Genomic DNA, 24,438 nt, shown 5'->3' on the forward strand with positions numbered 1-24,438 from the left:
TTCTGTGCGTCCGTCAGGCCGAGCAGATGGTCAATATTAGCTTTCGCTGTGATAAGCTCCTGTATATTTTTTTTTGCCTCCCGATATTCCTTGTAGGTTGTAATAAATATGATTATGAAAATGCTTGCGGTCAATGTGTGTAGCTACAAAGAAAGCATGTTTTCCCTTTGTCCAGCGCATAGCCGTTTCATAGCCAATTCTGTTAGCCTCCTCCGGCGTTATTTCACCCGGAACAAAGGACTGTCGAATTTGATAGCATAGAATATCCGCATCCTTTTTTTGCTCTCGGCCCGTGATAGCCTTGTACTTGGCTTTGGAAAGCAGAAATTCCGCATCGGCAGTTTCCGGATCACACAGATAAGCGGAAATCAATTCGCCCTGTTGCGTCTTGTCCGGGTTCTGCCCATAATCGAAACGGTCAGCAAGAGATTGCGCAATGGTTGCTCCCTTACTGATGTGGTGTATTATCAGGCGCGTGGTTGCCATGCACAGCCTCCTTCCCGGTAGATATGACTTCGGGCCATTTTGACCCGAAGTCTGTGATAAAGATGATAAAAGCGGGCCGTTTGGCCCGCTTCTCTTGTTGTGTTCAGCTTCCTATTTCAGCCCATCACATAGTCTTTCAGAGAATAATTCAGGTCGGCCAGCCTGTCGATAAACCACTCAATCACAGCCCGGAGGCCGAGAGGGGAAATCAGAAATCCCAATACGAGTAGTACCACGCCGTTAAAAACAGAACCGCCCGTAAAAAACGTCAAGACCCCTAAAGCAGCAAGCAGGACAGCGGCAACCGTACATTCGTTTTTCGAAAATTAAATGCAATTTCCCGGTGTATTCGGCCTGAATGAGCTTTTCCGCCTGCGCTTCTGTTACAATGAGGGTCACGGCTTTTGGCACCGGGTCGCTGGAGCCGGATTGACTTTCCTTTTGCTGTTCCCGCATTTCGGCGGTGTCTTGTGTCCTATTCATGCAGACTCTTGGCAAGCTCCTGCAGCCCGGAATTAGCAACGACATCTGGCAGGAAGCGCACTGAATCTGCTCGGAGACAGCGTGCCAGCGAAGCAATGGCCTGCTTGAGGGCCAAGGACAGCTCCGGCGTTAAACATTCTCCCTGTTCCCACCACCAGTTGAGGATATTCAAGGTTCTGCTCTTCTTATCCATAACCGGCTCAAATCTGGCTACGAATCGGTCGCCGTATAGCAGAGGCAGTACATAATATCCAAATTGCCGCTCAGCCGCAGGCTTGTACACCTCCCAGCGGTATTGAAAATCAAATAATTGCCGTATAAGCTCACGGTCCCACAGAAGATTATCCAGGGGAGCGAGTGCGGCAGCGAAGGGAGCGTTGGTCACATTATCCCCGCTCAGATCATTTTGCTGCTGAATAACGTTTTCCAGAGCAGGTGCATCTATGCTTCGAATATAGAAGGGCAGCTTAATTCCTTCGACAGTCACTTCCCTGATCTTGTCTGTATGAAGCAATCGCTGCACAGACGCAGTTCTCTCCTTGCTCTTCAATCCGTGAATACCCAGCCAGCCGTCGCCGGATCGGTTCCACTGCAGGCCGATACTGCCGATCCGCCGGAGCACGTACCAGTCATGGTACTCCTCTTCCTTTTCATTCGGATCTCCCCGCTCAAGCAAAAATTCAGGCAGCAGTCTGGCTGTGAAGTCGTAATAGCGGCGTGTATGCACACGACGATGGACAACCAGCTCCCCCCAGAAATACATGCTTTCCAGCGCCGCCCGTGATAGCCGTGCAGGTGCCCAGGCCCAGTCGATCTTATCTTTCCACTCCAGATCCAGTGAGGAGAGGGGGCCGCGTTCCGTAAGTGCTTGACGGACGCGGGATACGGTTGCCATAATTTCGCTGTTCCCTTCGTACCTCGCCAAGGCAAGCTGGCGTCCCCGGCGGAAAAAAGGCCAGTCCTCTGTGCAATAAATCGACATGTTCTTGTCCCAGCCATCGAGCAGCAACCGATCCTTATATAACAGCTCCTGAACAAGCTCAGGTGTGAAGTCCGGAATACGTGACTGCAGCACAAGCTCATGATTCTGTCCTGTAATGCTAAGCGGATCATATTGGATACAGCCTACGTGTCTGATATAGTCGTAAACACTTTGTTTACCAGAGGGCAATGTAAAGGAGCCCAGACGCTGGTGCTGCAGCAAGAACAGCCTGGCCTGACTTTTGGTTAGTAAGTAGTTGATCAATGTTCGCTCACTCCGCTCGTATGTATTATTTTACATTATACAGAACGAATGTTCCGATGACAATAACAACAAAAGCCCTTGCACCGCCATACGGCGGACAAGGGCTCAGCTGTGCTTCCGGATAGTCTACATGCTGCCTTCCGGAGAAGGACGGAGGGATGCAGCGGTGTTTTCATTACTTCCCCCGCCCGAAGCTCCCGCTCCAAGCTGAAGCTGATACATACGGAAGTACCGGCCACCCCGTTCCATGAGCTCATCATGGCTGCCGCGTTCTACAATTTCACCATGATGCAGCACCAGAATCTGATCAGCGCTGCGGATCGTGGACAGGCGGTGAGCAATAATGAAGGTAGTGCGGCCCTTTTTGAGTACTTCGAGCGCCTCCTGGATGATGCTCTCTGTCTCAGTATCGATATTGGAGGTAGCTTCATCGAGAATGAGGATCGCAGGATCGAAAGAAAGAGCCCGGGCGAAGGAAATCAGCTGGCGCTGGCCGGCGGAAAGGGTACTGCCTTTCTCCACAACAGGTTCATCGAAGCCCTGCGGTAGGTGGGCCAGCAATTTGTCTGCGCCGACCTCGCATAAAGCCCGTTCTACCCTTTCACGCGAAATCCGCTCATCACCCAGACTGACGTTAGAGGCAATGGTTCCGGTAAACAGATAAGGGTCCTGCAGCACGATACCCATATGACTGCGCAGCCACTGCTTAGGAATCTCTTTTACTTCCTGACCGTCAATGGTGATAGAACCCCGCTGCGGATCATAAAAACGGAACAGCAGATTAATGATAGAGCTTTTGCCGGAGCCCGTATGACCCACGAGTGCGACAGTTTGCCCGGAGCGGGCCTCGAAGGAGATATCACGCAGGACGAAGTCTTTTTTGTAAGCAAAGGATACATCCTTAAAAACCACATTTCCCTTGTAACGCGGCATCGAACCGTCAGTAACTGCATCTCCGGGTTCGTCCATGAGCGTAAAGACGCGTCCGGCGGAGACCATGGAGGAATCCAGGTTGGCCAGCTGATTGACCATACCCGTAATCGGATGGAACATCCGGCCGAGAACATCCACGAAGGCATAAAGCACGCCCAGCGAAACGAAGGAAGAACCGCCCAGACTGCCGAAGCCGAAATACCACAGCACCAGCACAAAGGACATGCTCCGCAGCGAATTCACCAGATTGTGGGACGTTAATGCATTCAGATTAAGCATTTTATTCTGATACTTCAGATAATCATCGTTAAGGCTTTCGAATTCCTCACTGCGCTGCTTCTGACGGCGGAAGATACGGATAATCGACATCCCCTGAATCGATTCATTAATAATAGCGTTAATCTCACTCAATCGAGACCGGATAATCGTATTGTATTTGGTTGCGATTTTACGGTACATGATGATCCATATGATGAGGATCGGGACAATGAACAGGCTGACAAGTCCAAGCCGGTAATCAAGCAGGAACAGGGCAACGTAAACGCCGATGATATTGATCATGCCGGAACTGAAATTGGACAAAACGGCAATGAACAGATCCTTGATGGCTTCGGTATCGTTCGTCACCCGGGAGACAACCTTGCCCGCCGGCAAATTGTCAAAAAAGTAAACCGGAAGACGCTGGATATGCGCGTACACATCGGTCCGCAGCTTCCGGATGACCTGATTCGCCGAGGACTGCAGCCAGTAGGTTTTGCCGAATTCCGCAAAAATGGATATGACCAGGAACAGGGCGTAGAACCCCACCAGCTCATAAATACCGGGAAGCTCCGGCTTATAAAAAGCGAACAGTTCATTTGCCGACAGCTTAACCGCAGGATAAGAAACCTCACTGTCGCCGCGATCAATATGAAGCTCACCGTCACGATAGGTCCGCTCACCGTCAGGCTGAGTTACAGGCTCATTAATAAAGTAAAAGCTTCGGCCCGCCTGAAGCAGGCGAATCTCCTGCCCCTTGGCCTCACCCGGCTGAAAACGGTCCGCCCGTTTATATAACTTGTCGTTATATACCGCAGCCTCTTCCGGCGAGCGGGTCTCGTAGTAGGGCTTCTCAATGGCAAGCATATGATTGTCGATCATGCTTTTGGCGATAAAAGGGCCTGCGAGCTCAGCGGCTACACCGATGGAAAGCAGCAGAAGGGCTGTGATAAATGTTTTTTTGGCAGTTAAAGCGTAATGCAGCAGGCGTTTGCCTGTACTTTGTGTCAACGGTGACACCCCCTAAAAGTTTGCTGAACTACTCATTCGATAAGTTGTTTTCCACTTGCTGCCGGTCATATTGCTCACGGTACCAGCCATTTAGCTCGAGCAGCTCCTGATGGGTTCCCCGCTCCGTAATATGTCCATTGTCGAGCACAACGATTTGATCGGCATGTTCGATGGCCGAGAGCCTGTGGGTGGAGATCAGGGTTGTTTTTCCGGAGCGCTGCTCCCGGATATTCTCAATAATTCGTGCTTCCGTGCGGGCATCAACCGCCGACAGGGCATCGTCGAGAATCAAAATGTCCGGACTCGAGATAAATGCCCTGGACAGGGAAACCCGCTGCTTCTGGCCTCCGGAGAGGGAAACGCCGCGCTCTCCGACCAAAGTGTCCAGCCCGTCGGAAAGCGTTCCGAGGTCATTCTGGAACGAGGCTGTGGTGATGGCTTCCATAATTCGCTCTTCACTGGCATTGTCATAGCCAAACTGAATGTTCTGGCGCACCGTTTTGGAGAAGAGAATTTGCTCCTGCGGCACATATCCCATCCAGCTGTGCAGCCGGTCAAGCGCAATGTGTTCGATGGGAACGCCGGAAATTAAAATATCGCCTGTACCGGTCGGATAATCATGCAGCAGCTGCTTCAGCAGCGTGGACTTCCCGCTGCCGGTACGTCCGACAACGCCCAGCGTTTCTCCTTCAGTCAGGGTTAGGCTGACATGGCTCAGATTGTCAATGGTCGAGGTCGGGTAGCGGAAAGTTACATTATTCAGTTCGATGCGGGTCGGGCTTGCAACCGGAGCCGGGTGCGCTATATCCTGCACATCCGGACGGGAATTCGTTGTTTCGTCAATACGGTCAAGGGAAGCGCCGCCCCGCTGCATAATATTGATGAGCTCGCCTATGGCGAACATCGGCCAGACGATCATTCCCAGATACATACTGAACGAGACGAGGTCGCCAAGCGTGATCTCATTGCGGAAAACGAGGTAGATCCCGTAGGTGAGTCCGATAATATAGCTCATTCCTACACACAGCCGGATGGTTGGTTCAAAGAAGGCGTCGACACGGGCCACGGCCATATTTTTACGGTATACATCCTCTGTAATGTCCGCGAAGCGTTTCTCATCCAGGCGTTCCTGGACATAGGCACGGATAACGCGCACACCAGAGACAGATTCAAGAACCTGGTCATTCATATCCCCGAAGGCGTCCTGTGCCAGGCTGTAACGGTCATGAATCGCTCTGCCGTAAAAAATCATGGCTACCGCAATCAGCGGGAGCGGCAATACTGCCGCCAGCGTCAGTTTCCAACTGACGAGAAAGCCCATTGCCAGCAGAACGACAGAGAGAAATATAGTGGAATCCACAAGGGTCAGCATTCCAAAACCAACCGTTGCGGAGACCGCGCGGATATCATTGGTTGCCCGGGCCATCAAGTCTCCGGTACGGTTGCGCTCGAAGAACGAAGGCGTCATCGTCATCAAGTGATTCATAAACCGGGACCGTAGCAGGCGCTCCACCAGATTGGAACCGCCAAACAGTTTATGCATCCATATGTACGTGATCCAATAGATAATCAGCAGCATCGCCAGTATCATGGCAATATATTTGGTTAGAGAAGCGGCTGTAATCGAACCTCGCACAATTTCGTCTATAGCATTGCCAAGGAGACGGGGAGGCAGCAGCTCCAGCACACCGGCAGCGATAAGCAGGAACAGGCCGACAACGTAACGCCTTTTTTCCCGGCGAAAGAACCAGCCGAGATTTTTGAGAACAGAGAACAAGATAAATCCCTTCCTTTCGGGTTGAATGATCGTATGACGATGACATAAGAAGTTGAATCGTGGTTAGCCCTAAAGCATGCAAAAAGGCATATCATCCGATAACGGACGATATGCCTGTAAATTAGAGCTTATCATGCGCACGGTGCTAAGCAGCACCAGGCAAGGAGATCTTCATGTCTGAAAATCAAGCGAATTAGGACATCCGCAAAATAGTCAGGAAGGGTTCACCACTCGGGCCGCTTCGGTATTTGGTTGTGTGTAGTTGCGAGGCAATTGTAAAGTATTGGAACTGTATTGGATTAAACACCGCTCTCACCCTTTCGTTAATTTGGTAATTACTTGAAGACGTTTCGTTCTGTTCAGAGTTTATCATTGGGGCTTAAATGTTGTCAAATGGATTTTTTGAAGAATTCTAATTTGGAAAAATGGATTTTTTTCAGTATGATGGATAAACACAAAGGAGTTGAAAGCCATGAGTATTGAGATAAGTGCAGGTGCTGCCTCCTGGTTTAAACGGGAACTGGGACTTTCAGAAGGAACTTATATTCGTTTGTTTCCCCGGTACAGTTCAGGCGGCGGCCTGCATCCCGGGTTTTCGCTTGGTATAGCCATCGAACCCCCGGGACGGCCGGCGATCGAGAGCAGGCAGGAAGGAATCGTGTTTTACATGGAGGAACAGGACTTATGGTATATGGATGGGTACGGGCTATCCATTGTCTACTCTGAGGCCGAAGATGATATTGAGTACAAGTACGAAGCCAAGACGGCAACCAGCAGCAAGCAGCAATAATGCAGAGATCCGGAGTATTGTTATCGCCGGTTTGACCCAAAAAAGCCCTTGCCAAAAGGCAGGGCTTTCATCATGGATGGACCGTAAGGTATCCTGTTATAGTGATCAGTGGGAGCGGCGGAAGTTTTCTTCCTCCATCGCATAATCGAAATCATCTATATCGTAAACCTGAACGGGAACGCCGCCCTCGATAATACGCTGAATCAGCTCGAATTGATCGGTCAGAATCGGCACGTTCTCCCGCTGTGAGGACAGCAGAAGCTCTGTTTCAATAGGATCAAACAATTCACCGTATGTCGCTGTATCCATGCTGTTGATGATGACCATTTGCGCCTGTCCGCCGAGCAGGATGGTTGAGCTTTTAGCCCAGGGCATCGTTAAGCAGCGGTTGATTTTTTTCTGATTAAGCGGTTCTTCAAAGTATGTGATCAGTTCTTTAATCTTGCTCTTTACATGCGTATCGTCTTCCTGGTAATTCATAAGCGGCTCGTCACTGTCCCGCAGTTCATACAGTTCCAGCACAGTCGAATATGGCACAATATATTCTACGGGGCCTCCCGGCACGAGAAGTTCGCCGTAAATCGCCATCATGACGGCTTCTGTTACAAATTGTCTGGACATCATTTTCCTCCTGAGGTTGCGGTACTGCATAGTCCGAAAGGACTTAAAAATATAAAAACACTGTATAGAGCAAATGTCAACAATTGTTGTGTGCATGGTACCAGGAAAGGATCGAACAAACTGTGAAACAATGGAAATCATATTTTACTTTCGTACGTCCGTACATGAAATGGATTGTGCTGACCCTCATTATTGGCATGATCAAATTCAGCATCCCGCTGACCCTTCCGATGATATTGAAGTATGTTGTGGACGATCTTCTGATGAACCCCGATATGTCCGTGGAGGATCGCGTATCGCAGCTTATGCTGATCTTGGGCGGAACGTTTGTTTTGTTTGTGGTGGTCAGGGGTCCGGTGGAGTATTTCCGCCAATATTTTGCCCAGCTTATTACAAGCCGGGTGCTGTTCGATATGCGCAATAAGCTGTATGGCCATATGCAGCGGCTGTCGCTGCGGTATTACCAGAACACTAGGGTTGGCGAAGCGATCTCCAGGTTCATAAATGATGTGGAACAGACTAAAAATCTGGTTGAAGTCGGCATGATGAACGTCTGGCTGGATATGTTCACACTGCTGATCGCGCTGGTGTTTATGGTCTATCTGAATCCGGTGCTGGCTTTGGTGTCTATCGCGATTCTCCCTTTGTACGGTATTGCTGTGAAAACTCTGTATAAGCGGCTAAAAAAACTGACTAAGGACCGTTCGCAGGCGCTGGCCGGTATTCAGGGCTATCTTCACGAGCGTATTCAAGGAATCTCTATTATCCGGAGTTTTACCATGGAACGGGTGGATCAGAAGAAATTTGAAGGCATCAATGCACACTTTCTGGAAAAAGCAATGGCACAGACACGCTGGAATGCGTTCACTTTCGCCATTATTAATACGCTGACGGATATCGCGCCGCTGCTCGTCATCGGTTACGGGGGTTATCAGGTTATACAGGGCCATTTGACACTGGGAACCTTCGTTGCTTTCTTCGGTTATCTGGATCGAATGTATGCGCCGCTGCGCCGCTTGATTAATTCCTCGACGGTATTGACGCAGGCCTCGGCTTCACTGGAGCGGGTGCTGGAGCTGCTGGATGAGCCCTATGATATCGTGGATGAACCGGGAGCGAGACCGCTTGAAGGAGCAGCAGGGGCCATTGAATTCCAGAACGTATGGTTCAAATATAACGATGCGAACGAGTGGGTGCTGAAGAACATTAATCTGCGTATTCAGCCTGGCCATACCGTTGCTTTTGTTGGCATGAGCGGCGGGGGGAAATCGTCATTGATCAGCCTGATTCCGCGTTTCTATGATATTCAGGAGGGCAGTCTGAAGTTGGACGGTCAGGATGTGCGGGACGTGACGCAAGAGAGTCTGCGGAGAGCAGTCGGCATGGTGCTGCAGGATAATTTTTTGTTCAGCGGCTCGGTGCGTGACAATATTTTGTTCGGCAATCCAAAAGCCTCTGACGAGCAGATGATCTCGGCTGCGCAAGCGGCCAACGCCCATGATTTCATTGCCATGCTGCCGCAAGGCTATGACACCGAAGTCGGAGAGCGCGGCGTGAAGCTGTCGGGAGGGCAGAAGCAGCGTGTAGCGATTGCCCGCGTATTTCTTAAGGACCCGCAGGTGCTTATTCTGGACGAGGCTACCTCGGCACTCGATCTGGAATCGGAGCATCTGATTCAGCAGTCTCTGCAATCCTTATCTTCACAGCGGACGACACTGATCGTAGCTCATCGTCTATCGACAATAACGCATGCGGATCAGATTATAGTCATCGAGAACGGAGAAATCACCGAGCGTGGTACGCACGAAGAATTGATGCTGTTAAAAGACGGCAGCTATGCCCGATTGTTTAATGTGCAGCGTTTGGATGTGTAAGCAAAAAGGGTGTCCCATAAGGTTTAAGATTGTATCTGAAATTGTGCACTCCTATGGGATTTCAATTACTGCATCGTCTTGTGGAGAACGCTCCTTTCGTCTCTTATTAGCCATTATGGCCAATAAATGATCGAAAGAAGCAGTTAAAGAAAAGCTACCGCGCTAGCGGTTTCGTTCAAGTAAATATTTTTACGAATGAGACAGTCATCTCGCACTTAAAGCTGTAAAAAGGTAAAAGACTAGCCAGTCTCCGGGTTATTGGAGACTGGCTAGTCTTTGTTTTCGATCTGTAGCTGCCTGCTTCAGCAGGTTATAGGCAAGGGAAAGCCACCTGACCTCAAGCGTCACTTTTTCCATGCCTCGAGGCGGAAATCGTCGGAATCCCCGGTTATTCTTTAGTTGCCTGAACACACTCACCGGTTCTGTCATTCTTCGAACCGCCAGGGCATATCCATTTTCGCTCCGCGATAATTCCCTTGCGGACAGTCGTCACAACTGCGCTTCGGTAATGACGCTTGCGAATTTCGTATCCACTTTCCGTTCTTTCTTTGCTCTCGTAGTAAAAATGAAGGGTTCGTCCAGCCCTACCTGTCCACGTATCTTGTTCCTCGTCATAGCATCGCTCCTTTTGAAATGGTGGCCTCAACACTCCCATTTTACCAAGGGCTATTTCTTTTTGTGATTTTAAAAAAGATTTGGGAGTAAGGGTTTCCGCTGAAAGCAGCGGAGAGGACGGATCGATTGCGGAAAAGCGCAGCGGTCGCCTTGGTCTCCGGATTTTTACCGCCAAGGAAAATAAAAAAAATCTGGAGACCACAGCGATGGAGCAACGGTCCGTTCGCGGAGCGTCCACTCAGAACACCCCCCTTTGTCTATTCACGTTCTTCCGATCAGCAGCGACAGGATGCCCGCTGCGATAAGCGGACCTACCGGAACGCCTTTGAAGAAGGCGACGCCGATTACGGTTCCGATCAGAAGACCGGCTACTACTGTAGGTTGGCTGCCCATAAGCACAGCTCCGCGTCCGCCGAGATAGGCGACAAGAATGCCAATCCCGATAGCCAGCAATGATTTCCAGTGCAGAAAGGAATTCCCGACAGTTTGCAGAGAAATTCTGCCGCTGGCCAGCGGGGTCATGACCCCGATCGTGAGGATGATAATACCGATGGTCAGGCCGTTCTTTTCAAGCCATGGAAAAGCCTGGTGCACTCCCAGTACCCGCAGAAGAAGCAGGACAACCATCGCAATCGTCACAGGTGAATTACTGCTGATAATGCCAAGCGCGGCAAGTCCCAGCAGGAGTAACGAGGTCATATCCATTCTATTAATTCAGCTCCTTAACCTCAGCTTTGGGTTTGGTGATAATATGGTCTGCGATGAGCTTGCCGTGGCCCCGCCCGGTCTCGATAAAGACCTCATTCGCATTGCGGCCGGAGGCAATAACTCCTGCTACATACAGCCCCGGAATGTTGCTCTCCATGGTGGCCGGATCAAATTCCGGCTTGTCCATATCGTCATCCATAGTCACGCCAGCCGAGGCGAGCAGGGCACGGTTCGGACGGAAGCCGGTAAGCGCAAGCACAAAGTCATTATCCAGCTTTGTCGTTCCGCCATCTTTAGCCGTTATGATTACCGAGTCTGCGGTAATTTCCGTAACCCGCGACTGGAGATGCAGAGTGATTTTATCTTTCTGGACCATACTTTCAAAAATAGGGCGAACCCAAGGCTTGATATTTTCCGAGATGCTGTCACCGCGATATACGATATCAACGGAGGCTCCGACACGCATAAGCTCTAATGCTGCATCAACGGCGGAATTGCTGCCGCCGATTACCGTCACCTTCATACCGGTGTAGGGGTGGGCTTCCCCAAAGTAATGCGATACCTTGGGCAGCTCCTCGCCGGGAATGCCAATCAGATTAGGCTGGTCAAAATAACCCGTAGCAATAACAACGTTCGCAGCACAGCGGATTTGGCGTTCTCCCCGCAGGTTCGAGGTATGTACGGCAAAGCTTCCGTCACTAAGAGGCTCGACAGCCAGCGCTTCCTCGTATGCAGCAATATCCAGTCCATGCTGCCCGGCAGCCCGCCGGTAATATACCAGCGCTTCATGACGGTAAGGTTTATCATTAGGCGAAGTAAAAGGGACACCCCCGATTTCCAGAAGCTCGGCTGTGCTGAAGAACTGCATGTTTGTCGGATACAAATAAATCGAGTGGACAATAAAGCTTTTTTCTATGATGAGGCTTGAAAGGCCTTGGCGCTGGCATTCAATGGCGGCTGACAGTCCGCATGGACCGGCTCCAATAATAATTACATCTTTCATACAGGTGATAACCTCCCGAGTGTTTTCTGTCTCGTACTCTGCAGCCTTGCAGGCGTTAATCTAAATCCTACTCCAATTTAAGTTTTTTTTCCATCACGGGCCAGTTTACTTATGAAAACAGTTGTTGAGCAATTATAAACTGTGATAAAATTAGATATATATCTAATTTGTTGAAGTAGGTATTCCATGATCAATTACAAGGAGTGTGCCCCCGGTGCAGCTTGATAAAATAGTAAACTATCACAAAGCGTTGGCTGATCCTACGCGTCTTCGTCTTTTGCTCCTCCTGTCCAAAGGAGAAATGCACGGCCAGGCACTGGCTGAGAAACTGAATTTATCGCAGCCGACAGTAACCCATCATGCGTCGAAATTGCGTGAAGCAGCGCTGATTAAGGAGCGGCGCGACAAAAATACGGTCTATTTCATGCTCAATCCGGAGTTCATCAGGCTAAATTCAGAAGCGTCCATGCAGTTTATTTTTGCTAAAGGAGCAGAAGATATGGAAGAGAAGGGTATGGAGAACAATCTAAAGGAAACGGTTATCCGGAATTTTTTCTCCAAGGACGGCCGTTTGCGGCAAATCCCCGCACAGTACAAAAAAAAGCTGATTGCGCTGCAGCATATCGTAGAAAAGCTGGAACCCGGTGTAGTCTATAGCGAAAAAGAGATGAATGAGTTCATCAAGAATTATCATGAGGATTATGCCACGATCCGCCGTGAGTTCATCATGCATCAGTTTATGTACCGCGAGAATGACAAATATGAATTGAACCCTCCTGAGATGTGGACTCATTGGGGATATGTCAAATAATCAACTTGAAAATGGTAATTTTCTGTGACGTTTATAGGCTGTACTGATTAAAAACTCGGCTAACGAATACACTGGGATTGTAAACGTTATCTGACATATGCTTCGAAAGGAGACCTTCAGTATGATATTTAAGCGTACCAAAAAGGAACTTACCCCACGTCATGTAACTGTCACGCTGCCCCAGATCAAGCAGGCGGTCAGGAAGTTCGAAGAGGATATGCCCGCACCCATTAACCGTACGGCATTGATGCTTGAGGATAAAAGTATTGACCTGAACCGTCTAAAACGGTATCTAGGCGGAGTCTCGGAGCAGAAATTTTATATGTCACGCGAAACCTATGAGATTTTTGCGGAGGAAGACAAGCTGGTTCCCTATTATCTGGACATGGTTCAGTCCGCTGTAGATAATTATATTCATGATACGGGAAAGCTGCCTGTGCTTGAGGATGCATGGCTTCCGGAGGTGCATTACCGGCTGTTGTCCACAGAGCGCTATCTAAAAGAGACGCCTCCGTTCCCGCTCTACATTACGGATGAAGAAATGATGCTGACGCACCGCAGTGATCATTTTCAGTGATCGAACCCTGATGATTCAATTCCGTTATAGACTGTTTTGGAAGAGGAGAGGCAGGATTTCCTTTTTACAGAACGGTCTTTTCTTTGTTCGGGGGGACATAGTACAATTGAATTCTGAATGTTTAAACATTTGAATCGCTAGCCAAGGGGAATCACGGGATGAAGGAAGTACAAGCACTCTTATTTGATCTGGATAATACATTAATGGACAGGGATCATACTTTTCGCAGCTTCTGCACGCAGTTTGTTCAAGACATATTAGGCCATTTGGAGCCTGACTCCGCACAAAAGGTTGTAGAAGATATGATCGTGAGGGACGCAGACGGGTACCGGGACAAGGATGGCTTTTTTGAGGAGCTGAGTCAGGTTCTGCCCTGGCAAAATCCCGTACCAGCCTCTGATATCCGAGCCTATTATGATGAGAGCTATTCGGCCCACGGAGCCATAATGAAACATGCTGAGACTGTCCTGGATTACTGTAAGGAAAGAGGATATATTCTCGGACTGGTTACGAACGGTAAAAAGGATATTCAACACGCCAAAATTGACCTGCTGGGTCTTCGCCACTATTTTCAAGTCATTGTTATCTCCGCAGAGGAGGGAATCAGCAAGCCGGACCCGGAGATCTACCGGCTGGCATTGGAACGTTTGGGTGCAGACCCCGGCAAAACTCTGTTCATAGGCGATCATCCGGTGAATGATATTTGGGGCGCCGGGAAGGCTGGAATGGAAGGAATATGGCTGCGCCGGAATCATATGTGGGACGAGACTCTGGATATCCGGCCTTGGAAAACTATCAGCGGGCTGGATGAGCTGAAGAATATTTTGTAATGGAAAAAAATACCGGGAGTTTGGAAGGTTTTTACCTCAAAGGGATTATGGGAGACGGGGAATGAATGGCTTTACCGAAATCCTTTTGCTCCTGCAAGGTGTATGAAACACCGCCGCTGTTTGTGCTGATTAAGATGGTGAAGGGGCAGGAGAGAAATTGAGCAAAGCTTGATATTCCTGGCGAAGAGAAAGCAGCTTAGAAACGCTCTGTTCCAGACCGCCCATACGATTCCGTTCTGACCATAACAACCGATAATCATGAAGAAGAACATCAAGATCTTGAATTTGCTCCGAAAGAATAACCCTATCGACTTGGCCGGGTGTATTCACCAGTTGGCGTTTGATCGTACCGAGTGTTATGGCATGCTTGACGAAATGTATACCATTTCTAAGTTCGTTCAGCACAAGTTCACCATCTTCGCAATACAGTGAAACTTCCTCCAAACGTTCCGCTATGTCTTTAATGTAGCTTGTCAGCTGTTCCAGATGTTGCTCTGTTAGCTGTTCTACGATCAGCACATTGCCGAGTTTACTACGCAGCAGCATGGACATCTCTGTATCGTTCGGGCGTGATAAGCCGGATTCCAGCTTATAGTAATTACCCAAGTCCAGCAGTAGATCTCCAATAATCTCTGACTTGTCAACGAATACAAACTTATTCAGATAGCCGGGAACATCAGCCTGCAGGTTGGCATCTACATTCCAGGCAAGAGCGGCTCCGTATACGAATCCAGCATAGCTTATCGGGAGATGCTGCCAGTGTCCGAAGTCGCCCCAATCTGTAATCAGATAGCCGATGGCTCCATTGTTTTTGCCGTGAATAGCAGCACTGCGAAGATTAGCCATCATGTTGTCACTTCGTCCGGTCAGGGAGTTCCATGAACTGGTTCCCGGACAAACATAGAAGGGGATTCCGGCTTCACGAAATTTACGGGTGTCCTCCTCGAACGGATGCTCTGCACTGTAGCCCCATTCCATGGCGATAATATCCTTGGGAAGCTGGGGGATCAGCTCGGGGTACTGGATTATAATATCCCCCCAGAATTGCATGCTTTTGCCCCGTTTGGTTACTAATTTATGGATCTTTTGCAGAAAAGACAAATATAGATGGCCTTTTCCTAGGCTTTCAGCCAGTTCTTTGCTTTTACCAAGGCCAAGCTCATAAGTTTCATCGCAGCCCACATTGAACTGTTCAGAACTGAAATAAGGGAGCAAATCATCATACATTCTTTCCAGCAGTTCAAGAACCTCGGGATCTTCCGTGTGGAATGTGCCTGGTCTCATAAACAGGCCTTCCGGATAAAAGTCGGCCGCATACATCCCCTCCGGCAGCATAAAACCTTCCGGAATTTCAGCCAGACCGTTGAATTCCGGGCGTGAGAGCCAAGCCTCCATATGTCCGAAGCTATTCTGATTAGGAACTAGCTCGATATAACGCTCCCGGCAATAGGCATCGAGGAGCCATATTTCCTCTCCGGAAAGCGGAGTTTCCAGCTTCCATACCTCCGGAAAGGATTCATAGGCGAACGGCGAACCTTCTATATATAGCTGCAGCTGGTTCATTTTTAAATCGGCCATAAGATCAACAATCTTGTATAAAGTCTCCTGCTTAGGAATCTTGTTTCTACTGATATCAATCATTAGACCTCTAGCTCCGAAATCAGGATAGTCGCGTATATAGAGACAAGGTACAGCTCTACCGGTTTGTTCTAATATTTGCTTCAGTGTGGCTACGGCATAGAAGGCTGCTTCCGGAGAACTATAAGTAATAGAGATCCCTTTCTCCACGACTATGATCTCATAGACCGATACTGGCAGAGATGGGTTTTGGGTAAAAGAGCAGACGGCTGTGATAGATGAATGGATACCAATGGATAGCGGAAGAGTCAGATGTAAGGCCTTGGAGATAACCTTCTGCAGTTTTTGGGCAGCAGGCATCGCAATGCAGTCTTCCTTGCGGCCAAGAACAATGCTCCCGCCAGAGGGGATTCGAAAGTAGCCGGAGGAAGAACTTATTTGCTGCGGGTAAGGCATTAATAATAATGAATTTGGAACGGACATAGCAGTTTCACCTCTAATTCATGTAGAATATGATCATCATCCTATTAAACATACCACTCGGAATCAAAGGGAGGAATGCATACGATGCCCAAGGTGATGGATTATATGATCAGTCCTTATCCTATACGGATTATTGATCCTAAGGTTGATGCTTCTAGACTAAAGCTAAGAACGATCCGGGTTGGACAAGTGGGTCATCTGCCTGGAAGAACGCTGTTTCGTTCAGATGTAGTATTCGAGCACTGGGCTGTTGTTTATATTGTATCGGGGTCCGGTGTTTACGCAGAGAATGGGCGGGAGGAGCAGCCGGTATCGGGAAAAAGCCTCTTCTTTTTCAGGCCGGGCAGCCGCTATAATTTCGGGCCTCCCCAAGGGGGGAGTTGGGATGAATACTACATAAACTTTAGCGGAACACGGGTTACGGAATGGCTGGAAGCCGGTCTGATCGCCGGGGGAACTGTATTTCAGGTCCATTCGGGAATTGGAATTACGGATTTTTTAGAGGAAGTACTTAAGCTCATGGAAGGGGGCGCTCCGGCGGATGCAGACAGAGCTGCATTGCTGCTGGAAGGGCTGCTGCTGGAATGCTCTCTTGTTATTAAGGAAAACGGCAGACCCGCGCAGCATGATTCCCTGCCCCAAATCCGGGAGGATTTACATTCCTGTGTCTACGGAGATATGGATTTAATGCAAATTGCGGCCAAGCACCATATTTCAATGTCCACCTTGCGCCGTTTAGTGCGACGAAGCAGCGGTTATCCACTGCATGATTACATTCATCGACTCAAAATGTCTGAAGCTAAACATCTGCTGCTGAATACTCCCCTGCGGGTTAAGGAAATTGCCGGCATGCTTCATTACCAAGATGTCTTTTATTTTTCCCGTCTTTATAAAAAGTATATGGGGATTTCACCTCAGAATTGTCGTAGTAACGTATGACTTTCGGCTGGCATAGTGAATTGGAAGAATTGCAATAAGAGCAGCGGAATCCCAATAAAGCAAAAACTCCCGGTATCCATAGGGGAACGGGAGTTTTTGCTTGACTTATTGTTATTAGAATGAAGCAGCAGCAGTTTTTGCCAGCTGCAAGCCGTTTTCCACGATCTCTGCCGCTTGATCCAGAAGCTGGTTGTGACCCTCAACAATGACTTGTGTAATATCCTGGAAGCCCCAGAAGCCAAGGTTGCCGAGAATGAAATTAACAGCCATTTCAGCGCTGGCAGCAGGACCTTCGGAATAAATGCCGCCTCTTGCATTAATAACTGCCGCTTTTTTGCCGGTAAGCAAGCCTACCGGACCTTCAGCGGTATATTTGAATGCTTTACCTGCTTGATTCAGGTAGTCAATATAAGTGTGCAGTACAGCAGGAACAGTCATGTTCCAGAGTGGAAATGCGAATACGATTTTATCTGCAGCAGCGAACTGCTCGAAGTATTTATTAACAATAGCTGCGCCTTGGGCTTCTTCTGCAGTAGCTTCTATACCTTGGGACTCTTTGTAAACCCCGGTGATCATGGTGTTATCATAGTAAGGAAGCTCTTCAGCGAACAGATCCAGCTCTGTGATTTCATCTTGCGGATTGTTTAGTTTGTAGCTTTCCAAGAATTCATGATAGAGCTTTACACTTACAGATTGTTCCACTGGACGGTTATTAGCTTTGATGAATAAGACAATAGACATTATAATTTCTCCTTAAATGTGAATTCAATATTTACTTTATTTAATATAGTACAGGAGAATTTGTTTGTCAACTGCTGTGCAAAATAAATAATTTTGTCTTGTTTGAGGGAGTTCTATCGGGTCTTGTCGAACAGGCATCTGCCCATGTTTGAAATAGAAACAACCCGGTTATATAGGGGATACATAGAATAGGTAATCATTTCCTGAACAGGAGCAGAACTAAAAAAAGGAGCGATTAACATGTCCATCGACCGGTTTATTATCAAGAAACTGGATAGCTGTCACGAGGAACATACGCGTCTTAATTTAGTCAAGCTGTTTAAACTCCGGATTCAAAAGGCGGAAACAGCCGAGAAGGGTAATTACAAGAACGATAAGCATAAGATAAGCTGAGCTACAACAAAAAAAAGCTACCCCCCTATTAATAGAGGGATAGCGCTAAGGAGTCATTCTCGCTGTAACTGTGCAATATAGCTTCCGAGCCTTTAATTTCGATACTTATCAGAGAATTCAAGCATTTCTTGAGGGCGCTTTTGCCCTTTTGAATTTTGAGCTCCAGGGTGCTATTAAGCAGTCGAAGTACTTTTTGAGTGGGCTGTTTATTTTCTGTGGTGAAATACACAGGTACAAGTTTGTTCTGAAATGTTATGACCATTCTCATTTGAAATCACCTCGCTACAAGTATTTCATATTCTAGATAGTACCCCTCATTTCTTAAATTTACCTTAAAATTACCTTATGATAACATAAAGATTACTAGATTTAAGGTCCTAGTACCTTGACCGCATCAAATTTCAGGGTATAAATGTTTCAATTTGCCTCTGGCCTGATGAGTGGTAAAGTGCCACTCCACGGACTTTTGTGCCTGGTTGCGATCAACTTCCCATGCCGTGATTTCGCGTTGCAATTGTTCGATAGAGCCGATGCGCCGATCCAGACATTGGATCGTCATAGAACTCAGTTCAATTTCGGCCATGTTTAGCCAGCTTCCATGCTTGGGAGTGTAGTGGATTTCCAATCGTTTCGCTAAAGATAAGGCCTGTTCTGGCGGAAAGGTTTCATATAACGAAGAGATTGTGTGCGTGTTCAAATTGTCCATGACGAGCCGAACCCGTTTCGCATCGGGATAGTGAACGTCCAGTAATTCCTGGATTTGAAGTGCCCAATCTGCCTTGGTTCGTCTTTCGCTTGCCTGTACGTGACGCCATCCAGCTAACGGTTCCGTAAACAAAAACACACTGCAGCTCCCCTTTCGTACGTATTCGTAATCTTCACGCCGCACTTGCCCAGGTTTCATCGGTTCGGATGGACGAGAATCCTCCAGAAGCTGAATCGGCTGTTCGTCCATACAAATTAGTGGGATTTCAGGATCGTAAGGCAGGGCATACGTCTCCAAAACATCCTCCATTCGGGCGACAAATTCGGCGCTGGACTTGGCGGGAATACACCATTGTTTCTTTAAGTGAGGCTTAAGTTTCGTTTTTTTAACGTGGCTCGAATCGTCTCTCGTCCCACCGATTCTATAATATTCAGTTCGATGACCCGGCGCGTCAATAGACGAATGGTCCAGCGAGCATAGCCCACCGGCGGCTCGGAACAGGCCAGTGCAATGATCCGGGCCTCCAGTTCTCCGGTAATCACAGAGGGATGCCCCGGCTCCGACCGTTTTCGATACTGCAATGTGGCCTCTAAGCCGCGGGTACAGTAACTCTTCACGGTATGATGAATCGTGACGTCACTAACACCAACTCGCTGGGCAATCTCCATCTGCTTGGGAATGGCTCCTTGACTTTCATCTACCAGCATGAGGATGAGGCAGCGATTTCGAATTCCCCGTGAAGTCTCCTTCGCATGAAGAAGTTGCTGAAGCCGTTCGCGTTCTTCGTCTTTCAGTTCAACCACGTATTTTTTGTTCATTGGTAAGCCCTCCCATTTGACTCTATATGGAGAGCTTAAAGGTAATATTATTCACGGTCAAGGTACTAGTATAATGGTAGAGTAAGGCGAAATAGTAAGCTCGGCTCCGTTCAGGGCTGCCAATTTGGACAGATCCCTCAGGATGGAGGTGTAATTTCCACCCTCGCGGTTAGCTTCAAGCGTCAGCTTTTGCTCCTTCCCGGTAAGATTATGAACCACTAGCACCCGTTCTTCTGCCGTTAACCTTTCATAAGCCATAATTCCGGCATTGCCGAAGACGTACTCGCGGATCGAGCCATTCTGCAGGGCGGGCTGTTCATTGCGGACAGCGATCAGCTCACGGTAATACTGAAGGAGTGATGTTTCCTTATTATTCTGGCTGTCAACACTGTTGTCAGCGGAAACCCCGTTATTATTTCTGGCTTCCCAAGCAGTTTGCCCCTTACCGGAACCTCCCGCATACCATCCCATAGGCTCACGGATGCCTTCATCCGGCTTTACGCCGAGCATTCCAATTTCTTCACCATAATAAATAAAAGGATTGCCGGGTAAGGTCAGCAGCATGGCCGCAGCCATTTTGGCATGGTCAGGATCACCTTGCAGCTGGCTCATTACCCGGTTCTGATCGTGATTCGTCAGGAATATGGCATCGGTGAAAGCACCGCCTGACAGTTTTGAATACAGCTTATAGGTCCGCTCCAGAGTAAAAGCAACCCCGCTGTCCTTTTCGGTTTTGGCCGAGTTCACAAGTGACTCTCCCAAACCAAAATTGAAGCCGGAATCAAAAGCCTGGTTCAAATAGGCGCCTACGGAAACAGCAGAATTTTCCCATACTTCACCTACGATATATGCCTTTGGATTAACCTCATTCATCGCTTTGCGGAACTCCTGCCACCAGGCCACGTTCTTGGAGGTTGTAGCCTCGCTCTTGTCACTCAGCAAATCTTCATAAATATGCTTGGCAGCATCCAGCCGGAAGCCGTCGACGCCTTTCTCCAGCCAAAAACGGCCTATATCCTTCATTTCATTGCGTACCTCCGGATTGTCGAAATTAAGATCCGGCATTCCGTCCCAAAAACCGCCTAAATAATGGCTTCCCAGCAGGGAGTGCCAAGGATTGCCGCTACCTGCGGCGCTTGCTCCGCTCACCGGACGGTTCTGATCCTCAGCCCAAACGTACCAGTCCCTATATTTACCGTCCTTGTTTTTGGCGGAATCTACAAACCAGGGGTTAGCCTTGCTGGTGTGATTGACTACGAGATCCATAATGACCTTGATCCCGCGCTTATGCGCCTCATCCAATAGCTCCTGTAAATCTTCCATCGTCCCGTAATCAGGATTGATAGACCGGTAGTCAGTAACATCATAGCCGTGATAGCTGGGTGAGGGGTTGATCGGCATGAGCCAGATTCCGCCTACGCCCAAATCCTCCTGAGTATCCGGATTCCCGTCATTTAAGTAGTCCAGCTTCTCGGTAATTCCCTTAAGATCACCGATTCCGTCTCCGTCCGAATCAAAGTACGAACGCACAAATATTTCATAATATACAGTGGAGGGTTGTTCATCTACAACAGTTGCGGAGGGCAGTGGCGAAGAAGAGACCGGGCGATTACCGGTTCCATTGTTGCTTGAGCAGGCGCTCAAAATACTCACAGCCAAAGCTGCTGCAGCCAGAGCTTTAAAAGAGCGGTTCTTATGTATTTTTGTCAGCTTGTGTTCCAACGGTGTTTCCCCCTTTTTATGAGAATGAGTTATTAAATGAAGAAAGCGCTTTTATTATTAATATTACTTAATTAGCAGCTATTGATAAAACGTTTGCACAACTCAAATATGGGGGTTTAGCCTTTAAATCATCCATTTTCAAAGAAATATCTAAGTAATGCATGGATTTCCTTTGATTTCACCTAATTATCTTCGAATACTACATATTAGTGCAAACGATATGCCTGGCGCTCCTTAACCTTTCAATGTAAATATGCATATGATCTAGGAAGGGCGTATAACCCGGAGAGAAAGGAGAATGAAGGATGAAGAGAGGGAAAAGACTAGCGTTATTGTTCATGATAACCGGAATATGTATTTCCGTTCTGGCCGGCTGCGGCGGAGATTCAACGGTAAAGGTTAGGATCGGCGAAGTGACCCGGTCTGTATTCTATGCACCGGAATATGTGGCCCTGTCCCAAGGTTTTTTCAAAGATGAAGGGCTGGAGGTAGAGCTGCAGACGATACCTGGGGGTGACAAGACAATGACCGCCCTCCTGTCAGGAGCGATCGATGTGGCGCTGGTGGGCTCGGAAACATCCATTTATGTGTATCAGCAGGGAGCGGATGATCCTGTTATTAATTTTGCCCAGCTGACACAAAGAGACGGAACGTTTCTGTTCGCTCGCGAAGACGGCGGGGATTTCAGCTGGGACAACGTGAAGGGGTCGACGTTCCTCGGCCAAAGAAAAGGCGGAATGCCGCAAATGGCGGGTGCATTCACTTTGCTGAACAAAGGAATCGATGCGAATAAAGATCTCACGCTGATCCAGAATATCGACTTTGCTAATATTGCAGGCGCATTTGCATCCGGTACAGGCGATTATGTGCAGCTGTTCGAGCCGCAGGCTTCCATCTTTGAACGCGAGGGCCGGGGGAAAGTGGTGGCTTCCTTCGGGGTGGAGAGCGGGTATTTGCCTTATACCGTGTTTATGTCTAAAAACAGCTATATCACCAAAAACGGAGATACAGTGCAAAAGTTCACGAATGCCATTCAACGTGCGCAGCTTTGGGTGAAGGGACACAGTCCGGAAGAGATTGCCGATGCCATCCTGCCTTACTTTGAAAAAACGGATCGGGATATTGTTATCTCTGCGGTCAATCGATACAAGGAACAGGATACCTATGCTGAAAATCCGGTTGTGGACAATAACGAATGGAATAATCTTCTGGACGTTATGGAGAATGCGGGGGAATTGAAGGAGCGCGTCGCTGCAGAGAAGATTGTGAATAACAGCTTTGCTGAAAAGGCCCAAAGCGAGATTAAGGATGAAGCAGTTAAGTAAGCTTAAGGCTTAATTGTGTCCTGTTGGTACACGCTCAATTTTGAGGGAGGAGGGTATGTATGCTTCCAGTAGTGCAATTAAAAGGGATATCGCATGTATATCTTGGCGACCGCGAAGCTTCTCTGGCGGTGGAAGATCTGAACCTCAGTATTGGCAAGGGAGAGTTCGTCAGTCTGGTCGGTCCAAGCGGCTGCGGGAAAACGACGCTGTTATCCATTATTGCCGGACTCCTGCAGCCTTCGCGGGGCGAAGTCCTTCTTAATGGTCACAAAGTAGCGGGCCCTTCTCCGGAGGTGGGTTATATGCTGCAGCAGGATTACCTCTTTCCCTGGCGCAGCATATTGGACAATGCGGTACTGGGTCTTGAACTAACGGGACGTCTTAATGAAGAAACACGGGAGAAGACCATGCGGCTGCTGGAGGATATGGGACTTGAAGGTACGGGCAACCAGTATCCGTCACAGCTGTCAGGGGGGATGCGGCAGCGGGTGGCCTTGGTGCGTACATTAGCCAACGATCCCCAGTTGCTGCTGCTGGATGAGCCTTTCTCTGCGCTGGATTACCAGATTAAGCTTCAGCTTGAGGACCTTGTATCAGAGACTTTGCGCCGACGCGGAACAACCGCTATCCTTGTCACGCATGATCTGTCGGAGGCTATCGCGGTTAGCAGCACCGTTATCCTGCTGGAGCGAAACCCTGGAAAAATCCGCAAGGCATTCCCCATCCCGGATATCATCCGGGATGCTCCACCCTTGTATGCGCGCAACCAGAAAGGCTTTGCAGAGCTTTTCAACGAAATTTGGAGGGAAATGGAACTGGCAGGAGGGAAGGCTGATGGATAAAGCGGGGCAATCCGGGAATGCGGCTTCCCGTGAACAATGGCTGCTGGAGATGCATAACGGCTATACCCTTGGGAAGAGACGCCGTAAAAGAAGCGTGTTTGCTGTACGGACGATCTTGCTGGTACTGTTTTTTGCCATTTGGGAAGCTGGAGCCAGATCAGGGTGGATCGATGAGCTGCTGTTCAGCTATCCCACCAAAGTATTCCGACAAATCATCGGGGATATGGTCAGCGGCACCCTGTGGCCGCATCTGGGTATAACTGTAGGAGAAACCGCCGTAGGCTTTTTATTGGGCACACTGCTTGGGACGCTGCTGGCGGTGCTGATCTGGTGGTCACCTTTTTTATCGGCGGTACTGGATCCCTATATGGTCGTGTTCAACAGTATGCCAAAGGTGGCGCTGGGGCCCATTTTTATTGTAATGTTCGGAGCGGGCTTCACCGCTATTGTCGTTACAACCTTATCTATTACGGTAATCGTGACGACGCTCGTCGTGTATAACAGTTTCTGCGGCGTAGATCCCAATCTCGTGAAGGTAGTCAGGTCATTCGGGGCATCACGGTATCAGATTTTTAATAAGGTGATCCTGCCGGCTTCCTTTCCTACGGTCGTGTCCACGCTTAAAGTGAATGTCGGCATGTCGTGGGTAGGGGTCATTGTCGGTGAGTTTCTGGTGGCAAAATCCGGACTTGGCTATTTGATTATTTATGGATTTCAGGTTTTCAATTTCACTTTGGTGATGTCGAGTCTGCTCATTATAGCAGCTGTAGCTACAGCGATGTACCAGCTTGTTGTTTATGTAGAAAAGCTGCTGCTATCGCGCCGCTGAATTTGTCATATTGTGCCTCTTGTGAAAATCAAGTACCAT

At 48.6% G+C, this 24,438-nt stretch carries 25 protein-coding genes and 2 pseudogenes; 10 read left to right on the top strand and 17 right to left on the bottom strand.

All coding sequences use genetic code 11. The features are described 5' to 3' along the window. Positions 1-69: 69 nt before the first annotated feature. From PaeBR_RS12510 to PaeBR_RS12535, 6 genes and pseudogenes are all read right to left on the bottom strand, one after another. Positions 70-486, bottom strand: a pseudogene (locus PaeBR_RS12510) (relaxase/mobilization nuclease domain-containing protein); the annotation flags it as partial. 116 nt (positions 487-602) lie between these two features. Beyond that, positions 603-782: pseudogene (locus PaeBR_RS12515) on the bottom strand (CD1845 family protein); the annotation flags it as partial. Continuing rightward, positions 727-1,014, bottom strand: coding sequence for an RcpC/CpaB family pilus assembly protein (locus PaeBR_RS12520; RefSeq protein ID WP_410510928.1), 288 nt, complete (start codon positions 1,012-1,014; stop codon positions 727-729). The pseudogene PaeBR_RS12515 and the gene PaeBR_RS12520, both read right to left, overlap by 56 nt. Beyond that, the gene (locus PaeBR_RS12525; protein WP_410510929.1) at positions 962-2,215 is read right to left on the bottom strand and encodes a DNA glycosylase AlkZ-like family protein; all 1,254 of its coding nucleotides are present in this window, start codon (positions 2,213-2,215) and stop codon (positions 962-964) included. Before PaeBR_RS12525 ends, PaeBR_RS12520 begins: the two co-directional genes overlap by 53 nt. A gap of 126 nt (positions 2,216-2,341) precedes the next feature. Next, positions 2,342-4,417: an ABC transporter ATP-binding protein gene (locus tag PaeBR_RS12530; protein ID WP_410510930.1), complete on the bottom strand. Its 2,076-nt coding sequence runs from the start codon at positions 4,415-4,417 to the stop codon at positions 2,342-2,344. Between the two features lie 28 nt (positions 4,418-4,445). Further along, positions 4,446-6,194 (bottom strand): ABC transporter ATP-binding protein, encoded by a 1,749-nt coding sequence (locus tag PaeBR_RS12535; protein ID WP_410510931.1) that lies wholly within the window; start codon positions 6,192-6,194, stop codon positions 4,446-4,448. 472 nt (positions 6,195-6,666) lie between these two features. Between PaeBR_RS12535 and PaeBR_RS12540 the strand changes: the two genes are divergently transcribed. Next, positions 6,667-6,984, top strand: coding sequence for a HesB/YadR/YfhF family protein (locus tag PaeBR_RS12540; protein ID WP_410510932.1), 318 nt, complete (start codon positions 6,667-6,669; stop codon positions 6,982-6,984). A gap of 105 nt (positions 6,985-7,089) precedes the next feature. Here the strand turns inward: PaeBR_RS12540 and PaeBR_RS12545 are convergent, their stop codons facing one another. Continuing rightward, positions 7,090-7,605: an ADP-heptose synthase gene (locus PaeBR_RS12545; RefSeq protein WP_410510933.1), complete on the bottom strand. Its 516-nt coding sequence runs from the start codon at positions 7,603-7,605 to the stop codon at positions 7,090-7,092. 122 nt (positions 7,606-7,727) lie between these two features. On the opposite strand from PaeBR_RS12545, the gene PaeBR_RS12550 reads away from it, so the two are divergent. Further along, on the top strand, positions 7,728-9,479 hold the full coding sequence (locus tag PaeBR_RS12550; protein WP_410510934.1) for an ABC transporter ATP-binding protein: 1,752 nt from the start codon (positions 7,728-7,730) through the stop codon (positions 9,477-9,479). 255 nt (positions 9,480-9,734) lie between these two features. Here PaeBR_RS12550 and PaeBR_RS12555 read toward each other — a convergent pair whose 3' ends face one another. From PaeBR_RS12555 to PaeBR_RS12570, 4 genes are all read right to left on the bottom strand, one after another. After that, a complete protein-coding gene (locus PaeBR_RS12555) occupies positions 9,735-9,908 on the bottom strand; it encodes a transposase (RefSeq protein ID WP_410510935.1) in 174 nt (57 codons plus the stop codon). A gap of 60 nt (positions 9,909-9,968) precedes the next feature. Then, positions 9,969-10,094: a hypothetical protein gene (locus PaeBR_RS12560; RefSeq protein WP_410510936.1), complete on the bottom strand. Its 126-nt coding sequence runs from the start codon at positions 10,092-10,094 to the stop codon at positions 9,969-9,971. A 261-nt stretch (positions 10,095-10,355) separates the two neighbouring features. Beyond that, a complete protein-coding gene (locus tag PaeBR_RS12565; RefSeq protein ID WP_410510937.1) occupies positions 10,356-10,799 on the bottom strand; it encodes a DUF441 domain-containing protein in 444 nt (147 codons plus the stop codon). 4 nt (positions 10,800-10,803) lie between these two features. Then, positions 10,804-11,805, bottom strand: a complete 1,002-nt coding sequence (locus tag PaeBR_RS12570; RefSeq protein WP_410510938.1) for a YpdA family putative bacillithiol disulfide reductase — start codon at positions 11,803-11,805, stop codon at positions 10,804-10,806. A 214-nt stretch (positions 11,806-12,019) separates the two neighbouring features. Here PaeBR_RS12570 and PaeBR_RS12575 point away from each other — a divergent pair, with 214 nt between their 5' ends. The 3 genes from PaeBR_RS12575 to PaeBR_RS12585 all read left to right on the top strand — a co-directional run bounded on the left by PaeBR_RS12575 (position 12,020) and on the right by PaeBR_RS12585 (position 14,023). Further along, a complete protein-coding gene (locus PaeBR_RS12575) occupies positions 12,020-12,616 on the top strand; it encodes a metalloregulator ArsR/SmtB family transcription factor (RefSeq protein WP_410510939.1) in 597 nt (198 codons plus the stop codon). Between the two features lie 121 nt (positions 12,617-12,737). Continuing rightward, the gene (locus PaeBR_RS12580) at positions 12,738-13,193 is read left to right on the top strand and encodes a DUF3939 domain-containing protein (protein WP_410510940.1); all 456 of its coding nucleotides are present in this window, start codon (positions 12,738-12,740) and stop codon (positions 13,191-13,193) included. A 158-nt stretch (positions 13,194-13,351) separates the two neighbouring features. After that, on the top strand, positions 13,352-14,023 hold the full coding sequence (locus PaeBR_RS12585) for an HAD family hydrolase (protein WP_410510941.1): 672 nt from the start codon (positions 13,352-13,354) through the stop codon (positions 14,021-14,023). A 129-nt stretch (positions 14,024-14,152) separates the two neighbouring features. Here PaeBR_RS12585 and PaeBR_RS12590 read toward each other — a convergent pair whose 3' ends face one another. Then, positions 14,153-16,084 carry a beta-N-acetylhexosaminidase gene (locus PaeBR_RS12590; protein ID WP_410510942.1) on the bottom strand — a complete coding sequence of 644 codons (1,932 nt, stop codon included), beginning with the start codon at positions 16,082-16,084 and terminating at the stop codon, positions 14,153-14,155. A gap of 84 nt (positions 16,085-16,168) precedes the next feature. Here PaeBR_RS12590 and PaeBR_RS12595 point away from each other — a divergent pair, with 84 nt between their 5' ends. Continuing rightward, a complete protein-coding gene (locus PaeBR_RS12595; protein ID WP_410510943.1) occupies positions 16,169-17,023 on the top strand; it encodes a helix-turn-helix domain-containing protein in 855 nt (284 codons plus the stop codon). 114 nt (positions 17,024-17,137) lie between these two features. On the opposite strand, the gene PaeBR_RS12600 is transcribed toward PaeBR_RS12595, so the two are convergent. Then, positions 17,138-17,764: an FMN-dependent NADH-azoreductase gene (locus PaeBR_RS12600; protein WP_410510944.1), complete on the bottom strand. Its 627-nt coding sequence runs from the start codon at positions 17,762-17,764 to the stop codon at positions 17,138-17,140. A gap of 240 nt (positions 17,765-18,004) precedes the next feature. On the opposite strand from PaeBR_RS12600, the gene PaeBR_RS12605 reads away from it, so the two are divergent. Further along, on the top strand, positions 18,005-18,157 hold the full coding sequence (locus PaeBR_RS12605) for a hypothetical protein (protein WP_410510945.1): 153 nt from the start codon (positions 18,005-18,007) through the stop codon (positions 18,155-18,157). A 28-nt stretch (positions 18,158-18,185) separates the two neighbouring features. On the opposite strand, the gene PaeBR_RS12610 is transcribed toward PaeBR_RS12605, so the two are convergent. The 4 genes from PaeBR_RS12610 to PaeBR_RS12625 all read right to left on the bottom strand — a co-directional run bounded on the left by PaeBR_RS12610 (position 18,186) and on the right by PaeBR_RS12625 (position 21,403). Beyond that, on the bottom strand, positions 18,186-18,425 hold the full coding sequence (locus PaeBR_RS12610; protein WP_410510946.1) for a hypothetical protein: 240 nt from the start codon (positions 18,423-18,425) through the stop codon (positions 18,186-18,188). 126 nt (positions 18,426-18,551) lie between these two features. Next, positions 18,552-19,334 (bottom strand): IS630 family transposase, encoded by a 783-nt coding sequence (locus PaeBR_RS12615; protein ID WP_410515165.1) that lies wholly within the window; start codon positions 19,332-19,334, stop codon positions 18,552-18,554. Beyond that, positions 19,223-19,681 carry a helix-turn-helix domain-containing protein gene (locus PaeBR_RS12620; protein WP_410510947.1) on the bottom strand — a complete coding sequence of 153 codons (459 nt, stop codon included), beginning with the start codon at positions 19,679-19,681 and terminating at the stop codon, positions 19,223-19,225. Before PaeBR_RS12620 ends, PaeBR_RS12615 begins: the two co-directional genes overlap by 112 nt. A 57-nt stretch (positions 19,682-19,738) precedes the next feature. Further along, positions 19,739-21,403 (bottom strand): alpha-amylase family glycosyl hydrolase, encoded by a 1,665-nt coding sequence (locus PaeBR_RS12625; RefSeq protein WP_410510948.1) that lies wholly within the window; start codon positions 21,401-21,403, stop codon positions 19,739-19,741. Between the two features lie 305 nt (positions 21,404-21,708). On the opposite strand from PaeBR_RS12625, the gene PaeBR_RS12630 reads away from it, so the two are divergent. The 3 genes from PaeBR_RS12630 to PaeBR_RS12640 are packed head-to-tail and all read left to right on the top strand — an operon-like array spanning position 21,709 to position 24,399. Continuing rightward, positions 21,709-22,728, top strand: coding sequence for an ABC transporter substrate-binding protein (locus PaeBR_RS12630; RefSeq protein ID WP_410510949.1), 1,020 nt, complete (start codon positions 21,709-21,711; stop codon positions 22,726-22,728). A gap of 59 nt (positions 22,729-22,787) precedes the next feature. Then, positions 22,788-23,570, top strand: a complete 783-nt coding sequence (locus tag PaeBR_RS12635; protein WP_410510950.1) for an ABC transporter ATP-binding protein — start codon at positions 22,788-22,790, stop codon at positions 23,568-23,570. Between the two features lie 49 nt (positions 23,571-23,619). Beyond that, a complete protein-coding gene (locus tag PaeBR_RS12640; RefSeq protein WP_410515166.1) occupies positions 23,620-24,399 on the top strand; it encodes an ABC transporter permease in 780 nt (259 codons plus the stop codon). Positions 24,400-24,438: the final 39 nt, after the last annotated feature.

The sequence above is a fragment of the Paenibacillus sp. BR2-3 genome, assembly GCF_046529485.1.
Lineage (GTDB): Bacteria > Bacillota > Bacilli > Paenibacillales > Paenibacillaceae > Paenibacillus_AQ.